At 43.6% G+C, this 26723-nt stretch carries 19 protein-coding genes; 2 read left to right on the top strand and 17 right to left on the bottom strand.

Translation table 11 applies throughout. From position 1 onward, the window contains the following. The 17 genes from I595_RS05250 to I595_RS05170 form a co-directional block, all read right to left on the bottom strand. The gene (locus I595_RS05250) at positions 1-7131 is read right to left on the bottom strand and encodes a BspA family leucine-rich repeat surface protein (protein ID WP_054558339.1); all 7131 of its coding nucleotides are present in this window, start codon (positions 7129-7131) and stop codon (positions 1-3) included. Positions 7132-7305: 174 nt separating this feature from the next. Then, positions 7306-8001, bottom strand: a complete 696-nt coding sequence (locus I595_RS05245) for a hypothetical protein (protein WP_054558338.1) — start codon at positions 7999-8001, stop codon at positions 7306-7308. Next, on the bottom strand, positions 7998-9299 hold the full coding sequence (gene argH / locus I595_RS05240; RefSeq protein WP_054558337.1) for an argininosuccinate lyase: 1302 nt from the start codon (positions 9297-9299) through the stop codon (positions 7998-8000). Before argH ends, I595_RS05245 begins: the two co-directional genes overlap by 4 nt. A gap of 71 nt (positions 9300-9370) precedes the next feature. Continuing rightward, entirely contained in the window at positions 9371-10447 is a 1077-nt protein-coding gene (locus tag I595_RS05235) for a M20 family metallo-hydrolase (protein WP_054558336.1), read from the bottom strand. After that, complete coding sequence (gene argB / locus I595_RS05230; protein WP_083467499.1) at positions 10444-11274, bottom strand: acetylglutamate kinase; 831 nt, start codon at positions 11272-11274, stop codon at positions 10444-10446. Before argB ends, I595_RS05235 begins: the two co-directional genes overlap by 4 nt. An 80-nt stretch (positions 11275-11354) precedes the next feature. Next, positions 11355-12290 carry a Rossmann-fold NAD(P)-binding domain-containing protein gene (locus tag I595_RS05225; RefSeq protein WP_054558335.1) on the bottom strand — a complete coding sequence of 312 codons (936 nt, stop codon included), beginning with the start codon at positions 12288-12290 and terminating at the stop codon, positions 11355-11357. 111 nt (positions 12291-12401) lie between these two features. Then, positions 12402-13544 carry an aspartate aminotransferase family protein gene (locus I595_RS05220; RefSeq protein ID WP_054558334.1) on the bottom strand — a complete coding sequence of 381 codons (1143 nt, stop codon included), beginning with the start codon at positions 13542-13544 and terminating at the stop codon, positions 12402-12404. A 70-nt stretch (positions 13545-13614) separates the two neighbouring features. Beyond that, a complete protein-coding gene (proC, locus tag I595_RS05215; protein ID WP_054558680.1) occupies positions 13615-14409 on the bottom strand; it encodes a pyrroline-5-carboxylate reductase in 795 nt (264 codons plus the stop codon). A gap of 189 nt (positions 14410-14598) precedes the next feature. Continuing rightward, positions 14599-15573: an N-acetyl-gamma-glutamyl-phosphate reductase gene (gene argC, locus I595_RS05210; RefSeq protein ID WP_054558333.1), complete on the bottom strand. Its 975-nt coding sequence runs from the start codon at positions 15571-15573 to the stop codon at positions 14599-14601. 58 nt (positions 15574-15631) lie between these two features. Next, positions 15632-16831, bottom strand: coding sequence for an argininosuccinate synthase (argG, locus tag I595_RS05205; RefSeq protein ID WP_054558332.1), 1200 nt, complete (start codon positions 16829-16831; stop codon positions 15632-15634). Positions 16832-16909: 78 nt separating this feature from the next. Then, positions 16910-17536, bottom strand: coding sequence for a GNAT family N-acetyltransferase (locus I595_RS05200; protein ID WP_054558331.1), 627 nt, complete (start codon positions 17534-17536; stop codon positions 16910-16912). 208 nt (positions 17537-17744) lie between these two features. Continuing rightward, the gene (locus I595_RS05195; RefSeq protein WP_245628230.1) at positions 17745-19064 is read right to left on the bottom strand and encodes an MptA/MptB family glycosyltransferase; all 1320 of its coding nucleotides are present in this window, start codon (positions 19062-19064) and stop codon (positions 17745-17747) included. A gap of 46 nt (positions 19065-19110) precedes the next feature. Further along, complete coding sequence (locus tag I595_RS05190) at positions 19111-20595, bottom strand: cellulose synthase family protein (RefSeq protein WP_054558329.1); 1485 nt, start codon at positions 20593-20595, stop codon at positions 19111-19113. Between the two features lie 2 nt (positions 20596-20597). Next, the gene (locus tag I595_RS05185; protein ID WP_054558328.1) at positions 20598-21287 is read right to left on the bottom strand and encodes a glycosyltransferase family 2 protein; all 690 of its coding nucleotides are present in this window, start codon (positions 21285-21287) and stop codon (positions 20598-20600) included. Continuing rightward, positions 21287-21772, bottom strand: a complete 486-nt coding sequence (locus tag I595_RS05180) for a toxin-antitoxin system YwqK family antitoxin (protein ID WP_245628229.1) — start codon at positions 21770-21772, stop codon at positions 21287-21289. Before I595_RS05180 ends, I595_RS05185 begins: the two co-directional genes overlap by 1 nt. Before the next feature lie 79 nt (positions 21773-21851). After that, positions 21852-23456: a 4Fe-4S binding protein gene (locus I595_RS05175; RefSeq protein ID WP_054558326.1), complete on the bottom strand. Its 1605-nt coding sequence runs from the start codon at positions 23454-23456 to the stop codon at positions 21852-21854. A 57-nt stretch (positions 23457-23513) separates the two neighbouring features. Then, positions 23514-24866 (bottom strand): NAD(P)/FAD-dependent oxidoreductase, encoded by a 1353-nt coding sequence (locus I595_RS05170; protein ID WP_054558325.1) that lies wholly within the window; start codon positions 24864-24866, stop codon positions 23514-23516. Between the two features lie 237 nt (positions 24867-25103). Between I595_RS05170 and I595_RS05165 the strand changes: the two genes are divergently transcribed. Continuing rightward, entirely contained in the window at positions 25104-25826 is a 723-nt protein-coding gene (locus tag I595_RS05165) for a DUF547 domain-containing protein (RefSeq protein WP_054558324.1), read from the top strand. Between the two features lie 27 nt (positions 25827-25853). After that, the gene (locus I595_RS05160) at positions 25854-26714 is read left to right on the top strand and encodes a hypothetical protein (protein ID WP_054558323.1); all 861 of its coding nucleotides are present in this window, start codon (positions 25854-25856) and stop codon (positions 26712-26714) included. The last annotated feature ends 9 nt before the right edge of the window (positions 26715-26723 follow it).

Here is a 26723-nt window from a genome sequence, read left to right as displayed (position 1 = left end):
TTATCTTTTTAAAACAAGGTATCCTTTGGTTCGTTGCAGGTTGTGCCCTTCCGGGAGCTGTAATTGGAAGAAGTAGGTTCCCTCTGGCAGCTGGCTGGCCCCAAAGCCCGTCATTTGGTTGGCCTCGCCGCGGAAGACATTGCCATTGTTGTCATATCCATCGATTTTGAAGACCATATCGCCCCATCGGTTAAAAATGGTAACGGTGTTGGCAGGATAGTTTTCAATGCCCTCAATGACCCAGAACTCGTTGATACCATCACCATCGGGAGAGAGGCCATACAGGGATTCCACTTCCTGCTGGGTTTCTTCCTCGGTCAGGAATGAGTGTACCTCGCAGCCCGTGGCCATACCCTCTTCGTTATAAGGAATCAGGTTTACAAAGATTTCTTGGCCATAGGGAAGGTTATCCACAGGTTCAAAAGAGGTGCTAAGCCCTACGTCTACATTGTCCACGATATCCGTTGCACCGGCCGTGGTTCCGATGCTGATAAAATACCCATCGATATCGCCAATGGCGTTCCAAGAGATGGTGCTGTTGATGGAGACATTGGAACTGTCGTTTGCGGGGCTGGTGATTTCGGTACAGGAGGGCACATTGGCAGTTGCCGGGACGGTGATAAAACTTTCCTCCTCACAAAATTCTGCATCCCCAGCTTGGTTGTAGGGTGTAACCGATACGAATATTTCGGTATTCTCAGGCAAATCATCCGGTAAATTATATGATGTGCTATTCCCAACATCCTCATTGTCCAAAATATTTCCAAGCCCAGTTGCAGTCCCAACGGTCAAACGATACCCTTCCGCACCATCTGCGGCGTTCCAAGCCAAAGTCACATCTACTGTAACATCAATGTCAAGGTTCAGGGGTGTGATAAGGTTTGTACAGTCTGGAAGTTCAATAGCTTCGGATTCAATGGTGAATGATTCCGAGGTACATCCAACCGCATCCCCATCGGCATTAAAGGGAATAATTGTAATTGTTACCGTTTCGCCGTTATCAAAGCTGTTGGTAAAGGGATGCGAAGTTCCGGTGACCACCATATTTGTCACATCATTGGCATCGCTTGTGTTGCCGTTCACGCTGATACGGTAACCATCTGCGTTGGGGGAGGGATTCCAAGAAATTTCGGCCACATCAGCCGAGACATCCACCGCTGCATTCATCGGGGCGTTTAAGCTTGTGCAGCTGGGTAAGGCAGTGCCTACTGCCGTGGTAAACGATTCTTCAGCACAACTGGTCGCGTTCCCAACGTTATTGTAGGGCGCCACGGTGACGAATATCTCAGTATTCCCCGGTAAGTCTGTAGGCAAATTATAAACTGTGCTGTTGCCCGCATCAAAATTATCCAGGATGTCGTTTCCGCCGGTTGTTGTTCCCACCGTTAACCTGTACCCATCGGCATTGGCGACTGCGTTCCATGAGAGATCGGTGAAGACGGAAACATCGGTGGTCCCGTCCAGTGGTGCAATCAGATTGGTACATATTGGCAGGGTTGCCACGGACTCTGTGGTAAACGATTGCTCTGTACAACCCGCTGCGTTTCCGGCACCGTTGTAGGGCACAATGGTCACGAAGATTTCGGTATTTTCTGGCAGGTCCGCAGGTAAATCATAAACGGTGTTGTTGCCCACATCAAGATTGTCCAGGATGTCGTTTCCGCCTGTTGTTGTCCCTACCGTTATAAAGTATCCGTCACTATCCGTTATGGTTCCCCAGCTAAGATCAGTACTAACAGCTATGTTTGTTGCTCCGTTCGCTGGCTGGGAGAGACTGGTACAATCCGGCGGATTTTGTGTTACTGCAACAATGCTAAAGGATTGGGCGCTACAGCCAATAGCGTCCCCATTAGTGTTAAACGGTACAACGTTGACGGTTACGGTCTCCCCATTGTCAAAATTATTGGTAAAGGGATGTGAGGTGCCATTGACCAACAAATCGGTAACATCGTTGACATCACTGGTACTGCCATTGATGGTAATGCGGTAACCGTCCGCGTTTGCCACACTGTTCCAAGTTATTTGGGCTAGATCTACAGCTACATCGGTATCCATCGGTTGGGGACCGCTCAATGTGGAACATTCAGGTGGGTCGCTTAGCGTTGTGGTTCCGGTCCTAAAGCTTTGTTCAGCACAACCTAGGGCATCGCCAACATCGTTATAGGGTATGATGGTCACGTAATGTGTTCTATCTTCCCTTAGATTTTCGTTAAATGTGTAGGAGGTCAAGTTCCCAACATCCACATTATTGGCAATCTCAATACCGCCTTGGGTATCGCCAACCACCACCAAATAACCGGTTGCCCCGTCCACTGCATCCCAGCTGATTTCCGTATCTATGGGTACGTTTGTAGCACCGGATAAGGGGTTGTTCAATGTAGTACATGCCGGGGGCACAGGAATTAACTCCGTCGTAAATTGTTCTTCATTGCATCCAGTGGCATTACCCTCCTCATTATAAGGTGTGATGGTGACAAAAACCACTGTGTTCTCTGGTAAATCGTTGGCAAAGGCATAATTGGTGAGATTGCCCACGTTTTCATCATTCACAATGTCCGTGGCGCCAGTGCTGGTTCCTACCCTGACCATATAGCCATCCGCATTGGCAATGGGGTCCCAAGTAAGGTTTGTACCAATGCTAACATCGGTGGCATTGGCAAGGGGTATGGTTAACTGGGTACATTCCGGGACCGTTGGCGGATCGGAAGAAATGGTAAATGTTTCCGCGCTACAGCCACTTGCACTACCCTCATCGTTGACAGGAACGATCAAGACCTCTACGGTGTCGCCAAGTGAAAGCGTCCCGTCCATAAATTCATAAGACGTACCCGTTACTGTTTCGTTGATGACCGTATTGCCTGGTTGTATGGTAATGGTTAGTTGGTACTCCCTAGCAAACTGGGTGGGCTGCCAGTTAATATTGGTATTAACAGGGACGTCCGTTGCATCATCTAAAGGCGAAGTCAATGCTGTACATTCCGGTATTGGGCAATCTAAAACGTCTTGGCTAAAGGTCCAGCCAAAATTGGCTATCATGGATTGTCTTTCCTCAAGGGCGTCGCAATAGGGCAAACCTTCTGCACCAAGGTCTATTCCCAAATTTGGTGTTAGTTCTGACCATGCCATCAAGGTACTGTCATAATGGTCTCTGCTCAAGGCCGTATTGTCTAGCATATCGGTCATATCGGTAACCCCACTGATATCCCAGTGGCCCAAGGCTTGGTTAAAGGCAGTGGCATTTCTAAACATGGAATTCATGTTCACATTACCCAGGAGCCACCTGTCCATAGGTTGGTCGTAAGCCGATGCCTCCCAGAACATATTGGCCATGTTCTGTACCATGGAGGTTCTCCAGTCGTTGATGCTTTGATTGAAGCTTGTGGCCCGGTAAAACATGTTCTGCATATTGGTGACCCGTCTAACATTCCAATCGTTGATGTTACCGTTGAAGGCTGCAGCACTTTCAAACATGCCCATCATATTGGTGACCGAGGCCACATTCCATGGGTTTAAGGATTGGTTAAAATTGGAAGCTTCCTTGAACATTTCTTGCATATTGGTCACAAAAGACACGTTCCAGGCATCAATGTTCTGATTGAACCTACTGGCACCTCTGAACATCTCTGCCGTGTTAAGGGCTTCACCGGTGTTCCAATTGTTGAGGGGACTGTTAAAGGCAATGGCGTTTTTGAACATTCCTTGAAAATTGGTCACCACGGAAACATTCCAATCGTTTATATTTTGATCAAAGGTTTCGGCGTCCTCAAACATGGACTCCATAAGGGTCACTGAACTAACGTCCCAGTTGTCCAAAGGTTGGTTAAAAACCACGGCATCCTCAAACATATCAGACATATTGGCCACTGCACTTACGTCCCAACTATTTAAAGGTTGGTTAAAGGCCCGCGCTCCCCGGAATGTTCCGCGCATGGAAACTACAGAGTTGACATCCCATGAATTTAAAGGCTGGTTAAAGCTGGTGGCATAGCTGAACATATAGGTCATGTCCGTAACGTTGGTAACGTTCCAACTATTGATATTTTGATTAAAGCTGCCCGCGCCACTGAACATATAGCTCATCGTGGTCACATTACCAACGTCCCAGTTATTTAGAGGTTGGTTAAAGTTGTTGGTATTGGAAAACATGCTACTCATTGTCGTTACTGAGGAAACATCCCAACTGTTTAAGGGCTGATCAAAAGCATTTGCAGAATTAAACATGTCACTCATGTCCATGACATTGGAAACCGTCCAGTTGTCAATATTTTGGTTAAAGGCATCGGTAGAGGCAAACATGGACTCCATGGTGGTCACATTGCTTACGTTCCAATTATTTAAAGGTTGGTCAAAAACTACTGCCCTTTGGAACATGGCTATCATAGAGGTTACGTTAGCCACGTTCCAAGAGTTTAAAGGTTGGTTAAAACTGCTTGCCCCTTCAAACATATAATCCATATTCACTACGCTCCCCACGTTCCAACTGCTCAGGTCTTGGTCAAACGCAGGGGCAGAACTAAATACTCTTCTCATATTGGTCACATTGCCAACGTCCCAATTATCTAAAGGGCTGTTGAATATGGATGCCTGGTAGAAGATATTTCCCAAATCCGTAACATTGCCCACATCCCAGTTATTGATGTTGGCGTTAAAGAGATACGTTCTTCTAAACATGCTTTGCATGCTCGTAACTTGGGATAAGTTAGGCACATCACTGGCATTATACACCATGTTTTCACAGAAGTAAAACGTGTTTTTCATGCTCTGCCAAACCTGAGTGCCCCATTGGTCCATAGAGATAAGCTTTAAATTATCCCGGTTGGAAGAGGTATGATAAAAGGAAGGAAAATCACCGATAATGGCTATGGTGTATATTCCAGGGTTAAGATAGGTGTGGGTAATACCGTTGGTAACATTATTATTGTATTGGCCATCACCCCAGTCTATGGAAAAGTCATAGGTGAGGTAATCTGGGAAGCCATCGTTTACATCGATTCGATATTGGTTGGCATTGGTTGAATTATTATCTAGGTTTCTGGTGTCTATGGTGATTTTAAAGGCATCTGGACTGTTGGCCCAACTGTCGACCACGGTGAACGTAATAGGGGTACAGCCCACGGCATCTCCTTCATCATTAAAAGGAATGACCAGAACCGATACCTCATCACCAGCATTAAATTCATTGGTAAAGTCTACCCCAACCGATGTCGCGGGAAGCGTTTGATCGTAGGCAACCACGGGTCCGGAACCGTCGTCCCTAGTGATGGTTACGCGGTATCCAGTGGCATTTGGGGTAGGTGCCCATCTAATATCACTGTTGGCGGGTACTTGTGTGTCCCCTGCGGCGGGCATGGTAATTTCAGTGCAAAGCACAAAACTGCAGTTCACGCTATCACCTATAAAATTCCAGTTATGGTCCTCCATTAAACTTTGTCTTGCAGATAAACCATCGCAGTAGGTCAGGTTTGCGGCGCCTAGGCTCAAATTATCTCGCACGTCTTGTCCGGCCCATGCCACCAAAAGTGTATCGTAATTGGTCTGCGATAACCCGGAGTTGGAGAGCATATTGGTCAATATGGAGACATTCTCCATGTTCCAAGAGGAAATATCCTGGTCAAAAGCAGTGGCGTTTAAAAAGACAGATGACATATTGGTCACCAAAGTGGTGTTCCAACTATCCAACGGCTGGTTAAAGGTGGTCGCGCCGGCAAACATGGCGGACAAAGTTGTTGCACTGCCCGTGTTCCAGGTGTTTAAAGGCTGGTTAAACGCATCATTGTTTTGAAACATTTGATTGAACTCCCTAACGTTTTCCACGTTCCAAGTTTCCAGTGGTTGGTTAAACGCATCGGCATTGAAGAACATAGCGCTCATATTGGTGACATTTGCCGTGTTCCAACCATCTAGGGGCTGGTTAAAAACAAGGTTGTTCTCAAACATACCTTCCATGTCGGTCACGGAACCAACGTCCCAAACGTTCAAGGCTTGGTTAAATACCGAATTGGTGGAAAACCCACCGGAAAACATGCCGGCCATAGTGGTAACGTTAGCCACGTCCCAATTGTTCAGTGGTTGGTCAAAAGCTTGGGCACCCTCAAACATTTCCCTCATGCTCAACACATTGGAAACATCCCAGTTATTCAGTGGTTGGTTAAAGTTTGGGGTGTCACTAAACATTCCTCCCATATCCGTAACACTGGAAACGTCCCAATTGCCAATTGGTGAATTGAAGGCACATTCATCGAACATTCTGTTCATATTCGTGACATTGCCCACTTGCCAGGTACTTAGGTCCTGTTCAAAATCGTTGGTCCTAAAAAACATGAGGTTCATGTCCACCACATTGGAAACGTTCCAAAGATTCAAAGGTTGATTAAAGTTTCTACAGGCCGTGAACATGCCAGACATATCGGTTACTTGGCTTACATCCCAATTGTTGATATTTTGGTTGAAATTGACACAGACGTAAAACATGTCTTGCATGGTGGTTACCGAGGCCGTGTTCCAATTGTCCAATGGTTCGTTAAAGTTGACGCATCCACTAAAAGTTTCGGACATATCGGTCACATTTGCGGTGTTCCAATTATCTAGGGGGCGGTTAAAGTTTTCGCAGTCCATAAAGGTGCCGGACATGTCCGTTATGGTGCTTACATCCCAATTGTTTACAATACCTGTAAAAATTTGGCAACCCCTGAACATGTTTTTGAGGCTGGTCACCTGGGTTAGATCAGGAGGTGCAATGGCATCAAAATTTAGGTTCAGGCAACCAAAAAATGCATTTTCCATGCTTTGCCACTGTAAGGAGCCCCAATCCACAATTTCCAAAATCTTTAGGTTGTCACCAGAGTCGTTAAAGAATATGGCGGGAAAATCTCCCCTAATGGCTATGGTGTATATCCCGGGTACGGCGTAGGTATGGGTAATATCGCCGGTTACCCCTGTGTCTTGGAATCCATCTCCCCAATCTACGGTATAGTTGTACGTTGTAAACGCAGGATTGGTAGGAATGGTTATTTGGTTGGGCCCAGAGGATGAGCCGCTGGTATTGCCCGTGTTCCATCTGGACACAAAATCTTGTGCATTACTGGTGAAATAGCAAAAAACGGCACAAAAAATAAGGAGTTGCTTGGCCATGATATGTTGATTGGATATAGTACGAACGTTTTGGCACGGAAGTTATTTCCAATGCCAGCAGTAGTTCAAATAAATGTTGTAAAACTAGGGGAATGTTGTGGTGAATGCATCCCTGTAAACCGTGAAGACTTGGTTTGGTATACCTTGGGCAAGTTGTCCTGAGTCAGGGGTTGCCTAATCCTTGGTCAGATGGTCGTTCTCAAAGTCAATAACCATACTATGCATTTGTACCCTAAACCATTTTTTGAATAGCGGCAAGGTACAGTCTGGCCAATCTTCGCTGTCTGTATGCCACATAAAAAGCTCATGTTCAAAAATCTCCACATAGTTCTCTTCCAACCAAGATTCAAATTCGCTTTCATCACCAACTTCATGAATCAAATAAATGTTATGTTCTCGGATATGGTGTTCTTTTATCGGGTCATCAGGATAGAGAGCATTAAGCCAATGGTAAAATGGTTTTTTGGGAATTACCAATACAGCGTTTCTATTGACCAATTGGTAAGGCTGTGTATAATCAGGAAATGATTCCGTTATTTGGGCATAAGTAGTGGAAATATAGTCGTTGTAGTCCATGTTTTCCACTATAAGTCCATCCTCCTTGCTTAGGTAAACCTCCACTATCATTCGGGTATCGTTTTGATACCACTTCTTTTTATATTCGATAAGGGACAGTAGCTGTTCTTTAAAAGGGTGTTTATGGAGGCCGGTGAGTGACTCTGTCGGGAAGTTGGCCATGTTCCAGGCTTCTGAGGCAAATTCAAAAACCGATTCTGGGGTCAAGGATTGGGGAAGGTCCGCCTTAATCATATTTCCCATTGTGCTTATGATTTCAGATAATTTTGGCAGCTGGTTTTTTATTACTTTCATTTGGTCAATTTAGTGGTGGATACAACTCGTTCCATCTTTTTCTGAATTTCCTGCAAACACAAATTCCCCAAACTACCTTCATGCGTATGGTGAATATCCCTTTTGGGTTTAAAATCTCCGGACTCAATGGCCATCCCCATTTTTTTATAGGCATCCCTAAAAGGCATCCCATTTTTCACCATTTCGTTTAAGGTGTCCACGCTAAAAAGATAGTCGTATTTGGGGTCTTCTAAAATATGGTCGTTTACTTTTATTTCCTTTAGGCTAAAGGTCAGAATTTCTAAACAGGCCTTCATATCTTGTATGGCTGGTACAATGGTTTCTTTGGCCAATTGAAAATCCCGATGATATCCGCTGGGCAAATTATTGATGAGCAGGGAGAGCTGGTTGGGTATGGCCTGAATTTTATTGCATTTGCCACGTACCAGTTCAAACACATCAGGGTTCTTTTTATGCGGCATAATACTGCTACCTGTGGTAAGTTCATTAGGGAAGGAAATAAAGTTAAAATTCTGACTCATGTATAGACAGATATCCATCGCCAATTTAGATAAGGTCGCTGCAATGGTTGCCATTCCAAATGCTGTTGCTTTTTCCGCTTTGCCACGGCTCATTTGCGCTGCAACTACATTGAATTTCATGGTCTCAAAACCTAATTCTTTAGTGGTAAATGTTCTATCAATAGGGAAAGAACTCCCATAACCTGCAGCACTGCCCAATGGATTTTGATCCACTACCTTTTGGGCCGCCTTTACAAAATACAGGTCGTCAATCAAACTTTCCGCGTAGGCAGAAAACCAGAGCCCAAAAGAGGAAGGCATCGCAATTTGGAGGTGGGTGTACCCTGGGAGCAAAACACCCTTGTGCTTTTCCGCAAGCTGTATCAGCACATCAAACAGGGTTGTTACCATGGCGGTCATCTCTGCCAGTTCTGTTTTGAGATAAAGATGCATGGCCACCAAAACCTGATCGTTTCGTGATCGAGCCGAATGTATTTTTTTACCAGTATCCCCTAGTTGCTCAATAAGGAGGAATTCAATTTTGGAATGCATGTCTTCAAAATCATCCTCAATGGTAAATTCCCCTTTTTCAATGCTCTTGGCAATGGTTTTCAGTGCGGTGGTCAATGCCTTGGCCTCCTTCTTTTCCACCAAGCCCACCTTGCCCAGCATCTTTGCATGGGCAATGGATGCCATTACATCATACTTAGCCAGTAAAAGGTCCAGTTCACGGTCGTTTCCTACGGTAAAGTGGTCTATTTTTTTATCGGTACTAAAGCCTTTGTCCCAGAGTTTCATTTTTATTGGATATTAGATTTTAGAAGTAGGATAAGTAAGGTTTTGTTTGTTGTAGCCTCCTATCTTACATCTTATTGCTTTTTTATAAATCCTTCTATAATATCAATATACAATCCCACTCCTTCTTCCACCTCATTTACGTAGATAAATTCATTGGCAGAGTGCGAACGCGGACTATAGCCGGGCCCCAGTTTTAAAGATTGGCAACTCAACTTTGCCTGGTCGGACAAAGTAGGGGATCCATAGGTTTCCCGACCTAGGGCTATGCCAGATTGCACCAAAGGATGATCTATTGCAATGGAGGAACTGTCTTTGTCCAACGACCTTGGGGTAAGTTGGCAAGGAGCTTCTTTTTGAAGGATATCATTGATTTCCCGGTTGGTATACCGATCGTTGACCCTGGTATCAATGACCAAGTCTACATGGGCAGGTACCACATTGTGTTGGCTGCCTGCGCTTATCTGTGTTACGGTAATCTTTACGGGTCCTAGAACTTCGGATACCTTATCAAAGGTATACTCTTGGAACCATTTTAGTACATCTGCCGTTTTGTAAATGGCGCTGTCATCGTTAGGATGTGCGGCATGGGAAGGGGTCCCCAAGATTTTACCATCATAAACAATGAGTCCCTTTTCCGCAATGGCCAACTGCATTTGGGTGGGTTCGCCAACAATGGCCACATCTATTTCTGGAAGTATGGGCAATAGTGCGGATAGGCTCTTTGCTCCTGCGTCTTCCTCTTCTGCCGTTGCCGCCATGATAATATTGTGGTTTAGGTCAGTTTGCTCATAGAAATAAACAAAAGTGGCCAATAGGGAACAAAGTGCCCCGCCAGCATCGTTGCTGCCCAGCCCGTACAATTTTCCATCTTCAATATGTGGGTGGAACGGGTCTTTGGTGTAGGCAGAATTTGGTTTTACCGTATCGTGGTGCGAGTTTAACAGTAGGTTGGGCTTACGCTCATCATAATACTTGTTAAAGGCGTAAATATTGTTGTGTTGGCGCTTGGTGGCCACTCCAAATTTGGTCAAAAAAGCGGCAATGGCATCGCCGGTTTTGTCTTCCTCCTCTGAGAGTGAGGGGATAGCTATGAGTTGTTTTAAAAGGGCAATGGCCTCTTTTGCCAATAGGTCTTTATCCAGCGTCATAAAATCAATGTTGTATAATTTGTGTTTGCATCATCGAACAGGGCTAAATTACCGATTCTAACTTCTTTAACCCCATTTTTTAGGGCATGAAAACAGTTATGTATTTTGGGGAGCATCCCCGCTACGATGATTCCTTGGTGCACAAGCGTCTTGTACGATTGGGCGTTGATTTTTTTAATGACCGAATTTGTATCCGTTACGTCACGCAGCACGCCATTTAGTTCAAAACAATAATAGAGTGTTGTGTCAAAATGTTTACTCATACCTATCGCCAATTCTGCTGCAATGGTGTCTGCATTGGTGTTTAACAATTGTCCGTGCTCATCGTGGGTCAAGGCACAAAAAACAGGTGTTAAGCCAATGTTTAAAAGGTGGGTGATGCTGCTGCTAGAAACTCCGGAGACATCTCCGACGAAACCAAAGTCAATATCCTCAACTGGGCGTTTTACGGCTTGAATGGTGTTGGCATCGGCCCCGCTCATACCAAGTGCATTACAGCCCATGGTTTGTAGCTGGGCTACTATTTTTTTATTGGTGAGCCCACCGTAGACCATAATGGCAACATCCAGGGTATCGGCATCAGTAATGCGACGGCCGCTGACCATTTTGGGCGATATTCCTAATTGTTCCAAAACCTGATTGGCTTTTTTACCACCACCGTGCACCAAAATTTTAGGACCTTCAATACCCGAAAAAGCTTTTAAGAATTGGGCGAGTTGATGTTCATCTTCTATGATGTGTCCGCCTATTTTTACTATAGATAAGCACCTCTCGTCCTCTTGTAAGGACAGATGCTTACTGTTTTTATCTTGTTCTTTTAAGCTCATACTTCTAAATACTTCTGCGGTATTGTTATGTGTTTTTAAATTGATTCAACTCGTATAGTTAGTATTCCACCTTTGGGGGGCTAGGGGACCAATATTTTTTTTAGGATAATCTGTGCCGCATAGGTTCGGTTATTGGCCTGGTCTATACATAGGCTTTGCTCGCTATCCAACACCGCATCCTCAACCACAACATTTCTGCGTACTGGCAAACAATGCATAAACTTGGCCTTGCCCAGTTTTTGTTTGGTCATCATCCATTCGGGGTCTTGGGTGAGTACCTTGCCATACCTTTGGTATGAGCTCCAGTTTTTTACATACACAAAGTTCGCGTTTTCCAAGGCTGTTTCTTGTTCATGCACAATGGTGATGTCTTTTGTGATTTTTGGATCCAGCTCGTACCCTTTTGGATGGGTGATCACAAATTCCGCATCTTGGCGCTGCATCATTTGGATAAAGGAATTTGCGACCGCATGGGGCAACGCTTTAGGATGTGGCGCCCAGGACAGGACTACTTTGGGCTGGGTACCGGTACTATGCTCCGCTAAGGTGATGGCATCTGCCAAAGCTTGTAAGGGATGGCCAACGGAGCTTTCCATATTAACAACGGGAATAGAGGCATATTTTAGGAACCCGCTGAGTACCATTTCGGCCTCATCCGTTTTTTTGTCAACCAGACCTGCAAAAGCCCGTATGGCAACTATGTCCGCAAATTGTGAGACCACCCGGGCCGCTTCTTTGATGTGTTCTGAGCAACCGTGGTTCATAGTAGTGCCATCCGCAAATTCTAACTGCCAACCTTCACTTCCAAAGTTCATCACCATAACATGCAGTCCTAAATGGATGGCCGCTTTTTTTGTGCTCAAACGTGTTCTAAGACTATTATTAAAAAAAAGAAGGCAAATGGTTTTTTGGTTCCCTAAATGTTCAAAAGCATAAGGATTATTTTTTAGGGCGATGGCTTCCTGCACCGTTTGGTGGAGGTCGGGAATATCGGTGATGCTCAAAAAGTGTTTCATTGGATTTTTTTAGACCGGGGATTAAAGACGGTAACTAAGGAACAAGAGGGAAGCGATGCTAATTTTTTGTGATACATGGGTTATGTGGTCTTACTCCGTTCCTTATCCCTATTACTCTTTGGTGTTGGTTTCTAATTCTAGTTGTAACCGTTCAAAAAACACATCAATATGTGTTGTGGTGATGTTCAAAGCTGGCAAAAAACGAAGCAGGTTTTTGTTGGCCGAACCTCCGGTGAAGATTCGTTGGTTATAAATTAATCGTTGGCGAAGCTCGGCCACCGGAAAGTCAAATTCCAGGCCTAACATAAGACCTTTTCCTTTAACTTTTTTGATGGCTTTAATTTCATTGGCCCTCCCGTAAAAATAGCAGCCCAGCTCGTTGGCATTATCAATAAGGTTTTCCTTCTCTATGACTTCCAGTACAGCCAAGGTAGCGACACACGCCAAATGATTGCCCCCAAAGGTGGTGCCCAATTGTCCGTACCAGGGTTCAAATTTGTTGTGGATCAGTACGCCCCCCACGGGAAAACCGTTCCCCATCCCTTTGGCAATGGAAATAATGTCCGGTTCAATCCCGTGATGTTGGTACGCAAAGAATTTCCCACTTCTGCCAAAACCGGATTGCACTTCGTCCGCAATTAAAACCACCTTGTATTCCTGGCACTTTTGCGCCACAAATTGATAAAACTCCGTTGTGGGTTGGTCCAAGCCGCCAACCCCTTGAATGGCTTCTAAAATAACGGCGCAATGCCCGCCTTGGGAGATGGTGCTTTCAAAAGCCCCAAAATCATTGAGTGGCACAAAATCCACGGCTTGCTGGGCGTTTAAGGGAGCCACAATTTTAGGGTTGTCTGTAGTGGCCACTGCGGCCGAAGTCCTACCATGAAAACTGTTGTTAAAAGCAATCACCTTAGTGTTTCCCGTATGGAAAGAGGCCATTTTTAGGGCATTTTCATTGGCCTCTGCTCCAGAACTGCACATAAACAATTGGTAGTCCTCACAGGTAGCGGCAGTACCCAATCTGTGGCCCAGTTCCACCTGTAGCGGGTTCTGTATGGAGTTGCTGTAGAATGCCATTTTCTGTAATTGTTCTGTCATACGGTTCACATAATGTGGATGGGAGTGCCCAATGGAAATTACGGCGTGGCCACCGTAAAAGTCCAGATAGGTTTCACCTTGCTCGTCCGTGACCTCAATGCCTTTGGCAGCAACGGGGGTCACTTTGTAAAGTGGATATACATCAAATAGTTTCATAATTCTATGACTTTAAGCTTATCGCTGTTGGCCCTATGCCAAGCTTTTAGCGAATGGTGTTGTGCCATGGCTACGATTGTTTTATCTCATTTATTTTATCGAATGACGTGACAATTCCCCTGATTAATGAGGAGCTTAGCCCTTGGTGCTCCATCTCGTTTAGACCGGAAATAGTGCACCCTTTTGGGGTGGTAACCCTATCTATTTCCGCCTCGGGATGGCTGCCAGATTCAATCAATAAACCAGCGGCGCCATTACAGGTGTGCATCGCCAGTTCTTGGGCCTCTTTGGCATCAAAGCCCAATTGAATGGCGCCTTGGGTAGTTGCCCTGATAAGGCGCATCCAAAAAGCGATTCCACTAGCGCAAATGACCGTGGCCGCTTGCATTTGGTTTTCCGGGATTTCCAAGGAATGTCCCATTCTGTTGAAAATAGCTTTGGCCAGGTCGATGCGTTTTTTACCAAGTTCGTTGGAACACAAACAGGTCATGCTCTTACCCACTGAAATTGCCGTATTTGGCATGCTACGGATAATGAATTTGTCATTCCCCACTATACTTTCCATACGCGCAATACTAAAACCTGTAATGGTGCTGATAATGACGTGCTTTTCTGTCAATAACTCCTTAATGTCATGTAAAATCCCATCAAAGTGTCCTGGCTGCACGGCAAAAATGAGAACATCCGATTGTTTAACGGCTTCGGCATTGTCCGAGGTAACCGTTACAATTCCATATTTTTCAAAATCCTTGATGTCGGCCGTGTTTCTTTTGGTGAGGTACATGGTGGTTGCCCCATTACTGTGCAGAATTCCCTTGGCGATGGATAGTCCCAAATTCCCTGCTCCGATGATTGCTATTTTCATAATTCCGATTTTTGCTTTAGGTAGTGCGCTAATGGCCATTCCCTTTTTTACTCAATATTTAAGATTTGCACCCGGCTCCCTTTGGCCGAATTGTTCCTACCCTTGGGTTGGAATCAAGAGTATATTTTTTATTGTGCCTCTTTGGCTATTCCAGAAGGAATTTCCTATTTCCCAGTTGTTTTTTACCTATTAAAATGCTGTTGCCTTAAGCCTCAACCCCTCGTCCTCGTCAAAACCAAACATCAGGTTCATGTTTTGGACGGCTTGCCCTGAGGCACCTTTTAATAAATTATCTATGGCCGATGTTACCAATAACACATCATCATATTGGTGTAAATGGATATGGCAGTTGTTCGTGTTCACCACTTGTTTTAAGTGGATAGGTTCTTCCGTTACATGGGTGAAGAGGGCATTGCCAAAAAAATCCGTATACAGTTTGCTGGCGTCTTCCAAACTGCCTTGGTAGCGGGTGTAGGCCGTTGCCAATATGCCACGGGCAAAGTTTCCCCGGTTGGGCAAAAAGTATAATTTACCGGTGTCATGGCCAAAAGAGTCCAAACTTTCACCAATCTCCCCAAGATGTTGGTGGGTAAAGGGTTTGTACCAACTGGCATTGTTGTTTCGCCAGCTAAAATGGGTGGTGGCAGACGGTTTTATGCCTGCCCCCGTGCTGCCTGTCACCGCATTGATGTGCACCTGATCCTGCAATAGCCCTGAGGCCGCTAAGGGCAATAACGCCAATTGTATCGCCGTTGCAAAACACCCAGGATTTGCTACCAAACGGGAACTTTGTATTTTTTTTCTGTTTAGCTCTGGCAGGCCGTACACAAATTGTTCGTTGTGGAACTTGGCGTCGCTTTGCAACCTAAAATCGTTGCTCAAATCAATGATAAGGGTGTTCTCGGAAAACGGATGGTCCTTTAAAAATTGGGTGGAATTCCCATGGCCAAGACATAGAAAAACAATATCGATTTGTTGATGGACCGTATTTGAAAATTCCATTTGGGTCTGTCCCAAAAGGTCTTGATGTACTTTGGTCAGTTTTTGTCCGCCCCTTGTGGTACTATACACAAAATCAATGTCTACGTGGGCATGGTTTAATAACAAGCGGATTAATTCACCACCTGTATAGCCTGAGCTTCCTATAATTCCTGCTTTTATCATCTTTAAAGTTCAAGTTTCACGTTCAACAAACAGTTTAGCGCTTTTGGTTATTGGGTTTTTAATGGGTTGGTGCATTGGCATCGTTCACAAAATTGGCAATCTTCCCAGGGTTTGATACTATTTTGATGAATCCTTTGGCATCATCTGCGGTCCACCCTTTATTGATTTCGCCGTAGCTTCCAAAAGAGGCGTTCATCAAATCATGGGGTGAGTCTATCCCATCCAACCGGAACTGAAATGGGTAAAGGCTAACATGTACGTCGCCGCTTACATGTTTTTGGGTATCCGACAAAAAGGCTTCAATATTTCGCATCACCTCGTCTAAATAATTGCCCTCGTGCAAGAGCATCCCATAAAAATTTCCCAACTGTTCTTTTTGGTACTGTTGCCACTTGCTCAGCGTATGCTTCTCCAATAAGTGATGCGCCTTTATGGTGATCAAAGCGGATGCCGCCTCAAAACCCACACGGCCTTTGATGCCAATAATGGTATCCCCAACGTGAATGTCACGGCCAATAGCGTATTTGGAGGCTATAGCCTCCAGTTTTTCAATATTGGCCACGGGCGTATCTTTTTTTCCGTTTAGGGCCACAAACTCCCCTTTTTCAAAGGTCAACGTAATTTGTTGCGGTTCTTTTTCCTGCAATTGGCTTGGGTAGGCGGTATCTGGTAAGGGCAGGTTGGAGGTAAGGGTTTCTGCACCGCCCACAGAAGTGCCCCACAGCCCTTTATTGATGGAATATTTTGCCTTTTCCCAAGAATAATCCACCCCGTTTTCCTTTAGATAAGCAATCTCAGCTTCCCTAGAAAGGGTGTTGTCCCGGATTGGGGTGATAATTTTAATATTTGGTGCCAAGGTCTGAAAAACCATGTCAAATCTCACTTGGTCATTGCCAGCACCAGTACTGCCATGGGCAATATAATCGGCATCAAGCTTTTTGGCATGCTTCGCAATTTCAACGGCCTGGACGATGCGTTCTGCACTAACCGAAAGCGGATAGGTATTGTTCCTGAGTACGTTGCCAAAAATGAGGTATTTTACCACGGTATCGTAAAAGGTCTGAATAGCATCCACGCTAGTGTAGCTCGTGGCGCCCAAGGCCAACGCCTTTTCCTTTATCTCCTCTATTTCTTTAGATGAAAACCCACCCGTATTCACGCTTACCGCATGTACCTCAAAGCCTTGTTCTTTAGAGAGGTACTTGGCACAGTAACTGGTGTCCAATCCGCCGCTATAGGCCAATACTAATTTTTTCATATGTTATTGTTTGTGGTTTGCGCAGGGGTGCAAACCGTATTTATTTTATTGCCAGTTGATGGATAACTAGTAAAATTATTACTCTGTTTTCTTCCTTTTTTTATAAAATAGACTTTGTTTGATATTGGTCAACCTTTGAAAAGTTTTCTTGCTTATTTTGCCTGCATCAGGGTGTTTGTTTTTCTCTTTTGGGTCATATAACATTCCAGTACACAGGCACATCTTTCTTTCGGTACGTGTTAGGATATCAAAATTTTTACAGGTTTGGCAACCTTTCCAAAAATCAGGGTCGTCCGTGAGCTCAGAAAAGGTCACCGGTTTGTAGCCAAGCTCATAGTTCATTTTCATGACGGGCAGTCCGGTGGTGATGCCAAAGATTTTGGCATCGGGAAATTTTTGCTGGGAAAGTTCAAAAATCCGTTTTTTAATTTTTTTCGCCAGACCTTGTCCTCTATAATCTGGATGTACAATAAGACCAGAATTGGCCACAAAGCCTTTGTTGCCCCAGACCTCTATATAGCAAAAGCCGGCAAATTTATCGCCATCCAGGGCAATGACCGCATTGCCGTTGGCTAAACGTTTTATGATGTACTCCGGAGTCCTCCTAGCAATACCGGTACCTCGCACCTTGGCGGACTCGGTGATGGTATCGCTAATGATCTGTGCGTATTTAAAATGTGACTCGTTGGCAACAAGTAACTGCATTGCAAACTATGTTTGTTGGATAAAAAATAAAGGTTGATCAATGGTAGATGGGGGACTGGACTCACCTAATCCCAAAATGGAAGTGCACCCTTACGGGCGACGGCGACGGGGCGCCAACGGAAGCGAGGGAGCTAGGGTGCCCAACATACTAGTATGGAATGGTTGTTCCTTCATTACGCAGTAAATGTACACTTTATATTGTTTTCGCCTAGTCTAAGTTAAATTTTTTACGAAAGTGCTGTAATGTGTTATGATTTTTTAATAGTTCGTAAAGCAAATACCCAAAAACAACCAAATATTCTAAAGCAAGTAACCATAGGTTTTCCCGAAAATCTGGATGGGAATAGGCAAAGTAGCTTAAGACGGCCATGGCAGACCACACCATCGCAAACCTATATGTTGTAAAAACACCCAAAACGATAAGGAAGATAATATACCAAGGGTGTACCGTGCTGGAAAAGATATAGTAACTGCTTAGGAGGGCGAGCATGGAGCCAAGCAAAATGGGAAGGTTTTGGTTTTTTCTAAAAAAGGTCAATCCAAGTGCTATCGCAATCGTGGCCATAGGCACAATCTTACCATAGGATTTAACCAATAACCAAGGTTTGGCATCAAAAAAGTCTATACCAATGATTTTTATCAGATTGTACAGAGATGCATTGAACTCAAAATTGGAAAACCAAAGCCCGATGGATTTTCCATAGTTGTCAAAAAATTCGGCAGAGTAGAAGGGAAGTAAAAAAACCAAAGCTGTTAGGCCAATGCCCAAATAGAAAAAGACACTCCGTTTTATACCAAAATGCCTTAGAAATAATGGAAGAAACAATATAGGCACCAATTTTAGAAGTATGGACAGTGCATACACCGGCGCTGCCCATTTCCATTTCCCAAGTGATACCAGATACATGGCCCACACAAAGAAAAACAACATCACCCCCTCAAAATGAAGGTTGCCCGTGAGTTCAATGATCACAAGCGGATTTAAAAAATACCAAAATATTTCTTTTGGTGAACGGCCTAGGTGTCCCAAGAGTTTTCCCCCAAAATAAAGGGTGCCAATATCTGCACCCAGAATAAACAAGCGCATAACAACGATAGAACCAAAAACACTGCCGCCCCCTAGAAAAGTGGAGATGGCAAAGATAATTTGGTTCAAAGGCGGGTAATTACTGTAGTGTTTGGCACTTAAACTACCCATGCCCTCATGTAAAACTGCCGAGTTGGAACTATGAAATAAGGCATTGCCCATAATTTCATTTGGGGTGTATAGATACGGATTAATGCCTTGGTTAATGAGTTGGCCATCCCAAATAAACCGGTAAAAATCTTGGGAGAGGTTGGGTGTGGCACATAGGAAAACCAATCTGCACAAAATTCCTGCCCCAAGTAAAAAATTGAAATTCTGTTGTCCCAAAGCCATGGTTTTGGCATAGCTTAGGAAAAGCAGGGAGAAGAGTAAAAGTAGATTTAGAAAATCCTCACGTTGCAGACCAAAGCTAAAAACCGCATAAAGCAGTATGTTTCCCAATACTAGAAGTATAGGAAGTTTATGCAATTTCCAATAAGAAAGCATATTAGGCTTTTGCGGTCAATGATTTAAAGAACACGAAACCGAAACCTAGGAACAACATGAGGTGAAAGGGAAACAACCCGTAGTCGTTAAGTGGAATGGCGCTGTACATGCCAAAAAGAAAATACAGCATCAATGCAAACTCTATTACCATGTTGGGCGAGAGTTTGGTGGCCAGGTATTTATTGCCTTTCCAACTATCCGTAATGTTGTTGATGTTAAACTTTGGGGTACGCACAAACTCGCTGCGTTTGCCCAAATGCCCTTCCATCACGGCTATGGAGTTGTGCAAAGAAAGTCCTAATGCCACGGAGAAAAAGGTAAAAAACAGCTTGATGTAATCAATAAATTTTTCAAACCCACTTCCCTGAATGCTCTTGTAGGTGTACCAATAGCAGAAAAATAAAATTATGGTGCTTACGATAAAGAAACTCGTGATCTCAAAGACCCAGCCTAAATGGCCATAGGTGTTCTTAATGTACAACATGGGGATGCTCAACAAGGCCACGATAAAGACACATAAGAACATGGAACTGTTCAATAAGTGCATGACCCCGTGGAATTTGGTCTTAAAATCTATGTTCTTGGCGTTAATTACGCTGGCCACGGATTTTCTAAAGTTTTCTGCACCCCCTTTGTTCCAACGGAATTGTTGGGAACGGGCGGCACTCATGACTACGGGCAATTCCGCAGGAGTTTCCACATCTTCCAGATACTTAAATTTCCAGTTTTTTAACTGTGCACGGTAACTTAGATCTAAATCTTCCGTGAGGGTGTCGCCCTCCCAGTTACCGGCATCTAGGATACATGCCTTTCTCCAAATACCGGCGGTACCGTTAAAGTTGATGAAATGTCCTTTTGAGTTTCGGCCAACCTGCTCTAGGGTAAAGTGTGCATCAAGGGCAAAGGCTTGTATGCGTGTCAACGAATTAAAATCCCTATTGATATGTCCCCATCTGGTCTGTACCACGCCAATTTCATCATCCTTGAAATAGGGCACTGTTTTTTTAAGCCAATCGCTTTCCGGTAAAAAGTCGGCATCAAAAATGGCCACAAATTCGCCTTTGGCAATCTCAAGGCCTTCTTTTAAGGCTCCAGCTTTAAAACCTTGCCTATTGGTCCTGGTGATATGATGAATGTCCAATCCCGTTTTCTGTAATTCCTCAATACGTTGTTTGGTTTCTATCACCGTATCATCCGTAGAATCATCCAAGACCTGAATCTCCAATTTGCTTTTGGGATACTCTATCTTAGCGATGTTTTCCAGCAGGCGCTCCATTACATATTTTTCATTGTAAATAGGAAGCTGTATGGTAACATGTGGAATCTCCTTGGGGTCCAATAAGTTGAATTTTGGTGCCTCTTCATTTTGCTTTTTGTTGGTAAGGTAGTTGACCAGTAAGTTAAGTTGGGCCAAACTATAGAAGAATATTAAAATAAGCGCCAGGCTGTAAATAGCGATGATAATGTAAGCGATAGTAAGAGCCATAATTATTTAATGCTGTATTTAAATATCCATCCAAGGATTTTGATGCCCGCAAATATAGCACCTTTTACAGTACCGGATACCTTAGAAACGCCAATTCTTTTTTTGTAACGTACTGGTACTTCGGTATATGCCATTTTTTTCCTTAATACTTTGAGCTGCATCTCTACCGTCCACCCATAAGTTTTGTCCTGCATTCTTAATTCTTTGAGTTTTTCGTACTTCATTGCCCTAAAAGGTCCTAAATCCGTAAATTTTGCCCCAAAAAACCATTTCATGAGCGTGGTAGCCAGCAAGTTGCCAAAAATTTGTGGAGCGGTCATGGATCCAGATTCCCTAAGTTCCTTTGTTCTCGCTCCTATGACCAAATCCATATTCTCCTCTAAAATGGGGGCTACTACCTTGTCCAATTCTTCCGGATAATCAGAATAGTCGCCATCAATAAATACGATAATATCCGGCTTTTTGGATTGTGCTTCAATATAAGCTAGACCCTTAAGGCAGGCGTGGCCATAACCCTTTTGATGTTCAGTTAAAACGGTGGCCCCGGCCTCTGTGGCATTTTTTACCGTATCATCGGAAGAATTATTGTTGACCACAATAATTTCGGACACACTTTTTGGGATGTCCCTTATGACGTGGCCAATGGAATTAGCTTCGTTAAAAGCAGGAATAATAACTTTAATATCAGTCATTACTTGAGGTCAGAGAGGTTGTTTTCTTTTTTAAAGCTGCCAAAACTAAACCATTCTTTTACTTTTTTTCCATTTTTATATTTTTCGGCAGAGGTTAATTTTTCATTTTTATACTTAAGGCAATAGCCGTTTTTTACATTATCCTGTAGTTGGCATTTGTGGTTTATTTTCTCCTCTTGGTCATAAAACAACCACCATTTTGCTTTTTTTCCGTTTTTAAAATGACCTTCACTTTGCAATTTCCCCTGTGCGTTATAGATATACCAATACCCGGTTTTTCGATTGTTTTTGTAATGCCCCTGTTCTGATAATTTCCCATTTTGGTAATAGAATTTCCAAAAACCTTCTTTGGATTCATCCACTTTCCAGCCCTGTGATGCAAGGTTTCCATTTTCATGGAAGGTTTTCGCGTATTTTTTGGTAAAGGGTAACGTGCTAAAAACGAGGATGACAAATAACTTAAAATAAGATATTTTCAGGATCATTTTAATGTGCATTTCGGCTTTAGTCGAGAACTAATGACCATACTATCGGCCCCCGTTATAAATTAGCAAGTTCGTTCGCCTAGTTCTTGTTCACTAAGGTCATTAGATCCACGTCATTGCCCAACAATACCTGATTCCCATCAATACGTCCTTTAAGCGGGCCATTTTCCAATTTTAAAACGCCTCTTGGGCAAACTGCGGAACAAATACCGCAACCAACACAACTGGAACGAACGATATTCTCACCTTTTTGGGCGTAGGCGCGCACGTCTATACCCATTTCACAATAGGTAGAACAATTGCCGCAGGAAATGCACTGACCACCATTGGTGGTGATTCTAAATTTTGAGAACAACCGCTGTTGAAAACCTAAAATAGCCGCCATTGGGCATCCAAACCTGCACCATACCCGGTTGCCTAGAATAGGATAAAAGCCGGTGCCAATGACCCCGGAGAAAATACTGCCTATCAAAAAAGAGTAGGACTTGCGCAATGTTCCGGATTTGAACAGGAACACATTGCCTTCACCACTAAAAAAGTGCATTGCAATCAGCGCCAAAATAATGACCAGATAGCCAATTGCCCCATATTTGGCATCTTTTTGTAGCTGTTCCCTTTTAAAAATCATCACCAAGGCAAATACCGTGGTCAATAACACGGCCACCCCAATCAAAAATGTGTTTTTTGTTAACCAGTACTTGCTTGTGTCGGTACCCAGGTAAGAATAGATGACCGCTGTGGTCATCAAGGTAACAAAGACCACCACACTGTGTACCACCCAGCGTTCAATATTCCACGCTTTTACGCTTTTATCGCTTAGCTGTCTAAAAGAATCACCAGCGGTTTCCGCTAGGCCACCACAACCGCAAACCCAAGAGCAGTACCAACGTTTTCCATATTTGTAGGTGAGAATTGGACTAATAATGAAAACGGATGCCACACCAAAAATCAAAAGGGCAAAACCAATGTCCCCGGAACTTAAAAACGCTTTAACCCGGTATCCTTCAAAATTGTAGTAATTCAAAGGCCACATATTTTTAAGGTCGTAATAGGGAAGACTACCTCCATTGAGTACGGAACTGCCATTTAAACGGGCCATGAGTTCAGGAATGATAAAAGCGAAGCCCAGTTGAAAGAACATGACGCTAAAGGTTCTTATTTTTTCATAGCGGTTATGGCGGTATTTCCAAATAAACTTGATGCCAAAGGCTAAAATGGCCACGGTATAAAGGGTGCCATAGACAAACCATTGGCTTGCAGGGTTGCCGCTCAGTAATCGGCTTAAAGGATCAAAAAGACGAATGATGCCTGTGTTGTCGCCTTTGGCTGCCAAGCCTAGATATTCCGGATAAAAGTAAAGTACAATATAAAAACCGGTGAGTGCTATGCCGGCCATCCAGCCCCAGAAACCTTGGCTAGAAATGGATTTGAACCATACCCCGTCATTTTTAATTCCCGGCTCTTTTTTGGAATACATATCCCAAGCAAACCACAAGATTCCCATGGTAATTGCGCCCAAAGAAATACTAAGCCAAAGGCCTTTGTTGGGAAAGTTGACATTGAACGCTGCCAGAAGAATAACGGCCAAACCAAAAAAACCCAAAAGCGTGGCCAGTTTTTGATTTCTACTCAATTGTTTTGGCGGTTGGCCTGTTAGGGCCATGCTTCTATCGTATGTGCTCATAATTATAAAAGTTCAAATTCAAGTATCAGATTCAAAAAACAAAATGTAGAGAACCAACTAGTTGGTTAGGTTAAATATTCGTTTTAGACTTTTGTTCTTTGGCTTTATGTGTTTTCCGTGATCGGTATTGTATTTGGATACAATGTCTTGCTCATATTTTTTGTAGAATTCTGGATCAAAATTGGCGTCTTTTAAATGTTCCACAACAAAATCAACACCTTTCCCTTCCGTTAGCCAACGGTCAAATATTTCGTGCCGCATCCGGATACCAAAGGTGTTGATGCCTAAGAATTTATGAGTGTTCTTATGGAACGAAATGGTGACACACACTTTTTCTGAGTTATGTCGCCAGTGGAACTGTGTTTCATAATCAGGTTTTCCCTTGCTTCCAAATACCCATCCATAAGTCTGGTATTCAATATCCAGGAATTTGGCTGAATTGAACCAGTGACCTGGTTTGTATTCCAACGGGTTGCCGCAAATGGTCTGGGCAACGGTTTCCCCCATCATTCTGCCGGTATACCAAACCGCTTCAATAGGCCTTCGGTTCCCAATGGCTTCATGCTGCTCTGCACAGTCCCCAACGGCATAAACATCTGGAATGTTGGTTTGTAGTTGTCTGTTGACCCTAACCCCGCGGCCAAGTTCAATCCCGGAATCTTTTAAAAAATCAATGTTAGGCGTTACACCGGCGGTAAGCCCCACCATGTCACAGGAAAGCTCTTCTCCCGTTTCCTCAATAATAACAGATTTTACCCTCCCGGACGCATCGGCCTTTATTTCCTTTAGATTGGTATTGAGACGCAGGTCTATATGGTGTTCTTTTATGTGTTCATTGATTATCTGGGATTCGCCATCTGGCAAAACACCGTTCCAAAAACTATTTTCGCGTACCAAAAAGGTCACGGGGATATCCCTGCTCCTTAGCATTTCTGCCAGTTCTATCCCAATAAGTCCACCGCCTACAATTACCGCTCGTTTGCAGATTTCTTTATTGGGGGCGTTCACCTCCAACAAATCTAGATCTTGCTTGGAATACAATCCCTGTACCCCATGCAAATCCTGCCCAGGCCACCCAAATTTATTGGGTTTGGACCCAGAGGCGATAATTAAAGTGTCATAGTTAAGGGTTCTGGAGCCATCTAGTTGCAGTTGCTTGTTTTTGGTATCCACTTTATTTACAAAGGCCCTCACAAGTTCTATCCGGTTTTTTTCCCAAAACCAATTTTCATACGGTTGTATATGTTCAAATTTCATGTGCCCCATATAGACGTACATAAGGGCAGTTCTAGAAAAGAAATAATCGGTTTCTGCAGATACGATGATGATTCTCTTGTCCGAATGTTTTCTGATATGTCGCGCAGCGGTAACACCTGCAACACCATTGCCTATGATAACAACAGTTTCCATTTGTGTATTGTATTGGTTGTGGGTTGTGTCGGCCTTAAAGGTAAGAACTTAACTGCCAGCTTTTATTTAGAAGGCTTTTAAATAAGTTAAATACTGTAAGGATTCCCTTCTCAAAACGAACTTGTAATGGCCTGTGGCACAAAATCTTAAATAATTCATAAAACTACTACTTTGGTGTAGGTAGTAAAAACACTTACCGACCAAAAGGGCAGATTCTTAATCACTAATCTAACTATTATGAAAACTAAAATACTGGTTGCCGCGCTAACGACCCTGGTTTTTTTCCATGGTGGAGCTGCACAGGATATTTCCCAATTTTTTTCTAAGGCTGATAGCTTTCTAAGCACTTATGTGGCCAATGGCCGGGTAGACTATAAGGCCATAGCTTCCAATCCTTCCCAATTGAATGAAGTACTGGGTTTGGCCAAGGATATCTCTGTAGCAAAATCCGATACCAAAAATTATCAGGCCTTTTGGATCAATGCCTATAACTTGTCCGTTATAAAGGGTATTGTTGACCATTACCCCATTAAATCCCCTTTGGACAAAGCTGGTTTTTTTGATAAAATCACCTACGCTATAGGAGGAAAAAACATCACCTTAAATGATATAGAGAACAAATTGCTTAGGGCTAACTTCCCTAAAGAGGCAAGATTCCATTTTGTATTGGTTTGTGCCGGCTTGGGGTGTCCGCCGATCATTGCCAATGCCTATCTGCCCAACACCTTGGATGGGCAACTGGAGCAACAAACCAAATTGGCTTTGAACGATGCAAAATTTATCAAGCTACAAGGAAAAAAAGTACAACTATCGCAATTGTTTGAGTGGTATAAAGGTGACTTTACCCAAGACGGAAAGAATTTAATTGATTATGTAAACCAGTATCGTACAGAAAAGATACCCGAAAAGGCCAAAGTGGGTTTTTACGAGTATGACTGGGCATTGAACGAGATGAAATAAAAAAACACAACCTGAAAAATAAAAAAAATGAAACTTTTGAAAAATTATCTTCCCGTAGCTGTTTGCCTATTATTGACCTTGGGCATCACCGCCCAAAACGATGCTGACGATGGCGGAAGTGTGATCCAAAACCTTACCCCGTCAAAACTCATGGCAAAAGGCCAATGGGATATAAAACTGTTCAACAACCTTTACACCCAAACGGAAAGTACATTTGCCAATGAAGATGGGATTAGGCAGAATTTTTTCACTTCTACTTTAGAGGTTTTTACCGGTGTGTCGGACACTAAAAGGGTAAACTTGGGCGCTATTGTGGAATACAGGGCCAACGGAAGGGATTTTGTGGCCAATGGCATTACGGAACGCAGGACCACCTCTGGAATCACCTCGTTTGCACCGGCCATTAAAGTGGTGCCGTTTAAGAACGTGGGCAATTTATCCATTTTAAGCGCTTTTTCCATCCCCTTGATCAATAGCGAACTTGATAATGGAGTCTTTTTGGATCAGAACGGTTTTACTTGGCAGAACCGCCTATTTTATGATTACACCTTTGCTGGTAAAAAGTGGCAGATTTTTAGTGAAATCAATTCAGAATATAATTTTGGGGATAAACAAAAAAGTTTTGCCAATAACAGTTTACGTCTTACCCCGGGGGTCTTCTTAAGTTATTTTCCAAGTTCTAAATTCACGGTTTTTGTTTTAGGGCAACATACGGAACTTATTGATTTGGGAAATGAGTTCAGTCAAAATTTTACGGCCTTGGGCGGTGGTGCCAAATACCAGTTGACCAAAGAGTTAAATGTGGAAACCTTGTATACCAATTTTGTTGCTGGTAGGGATACCGGGCTGGGTGAAACTTTTAACATAGGATTACGTGCCGTTTTCTAGCGGGTCACT

Source organism: Croceitalea dokdonensis DOKDO 023 (assembly GCF_001306415.1).
In the GTDB taxonomy this organism is placed as follows: Bacteria; Bacteroidota; Bacteroidia; order Flavobacteriales; family Flavobacteriaceae; genus Croceitalea; species Croceitalea dokdonensis.
Note: the sequence above shows the minus strand (reverse complement) of the source record. Positions and strands in the feature narration are given on the sequence as shown.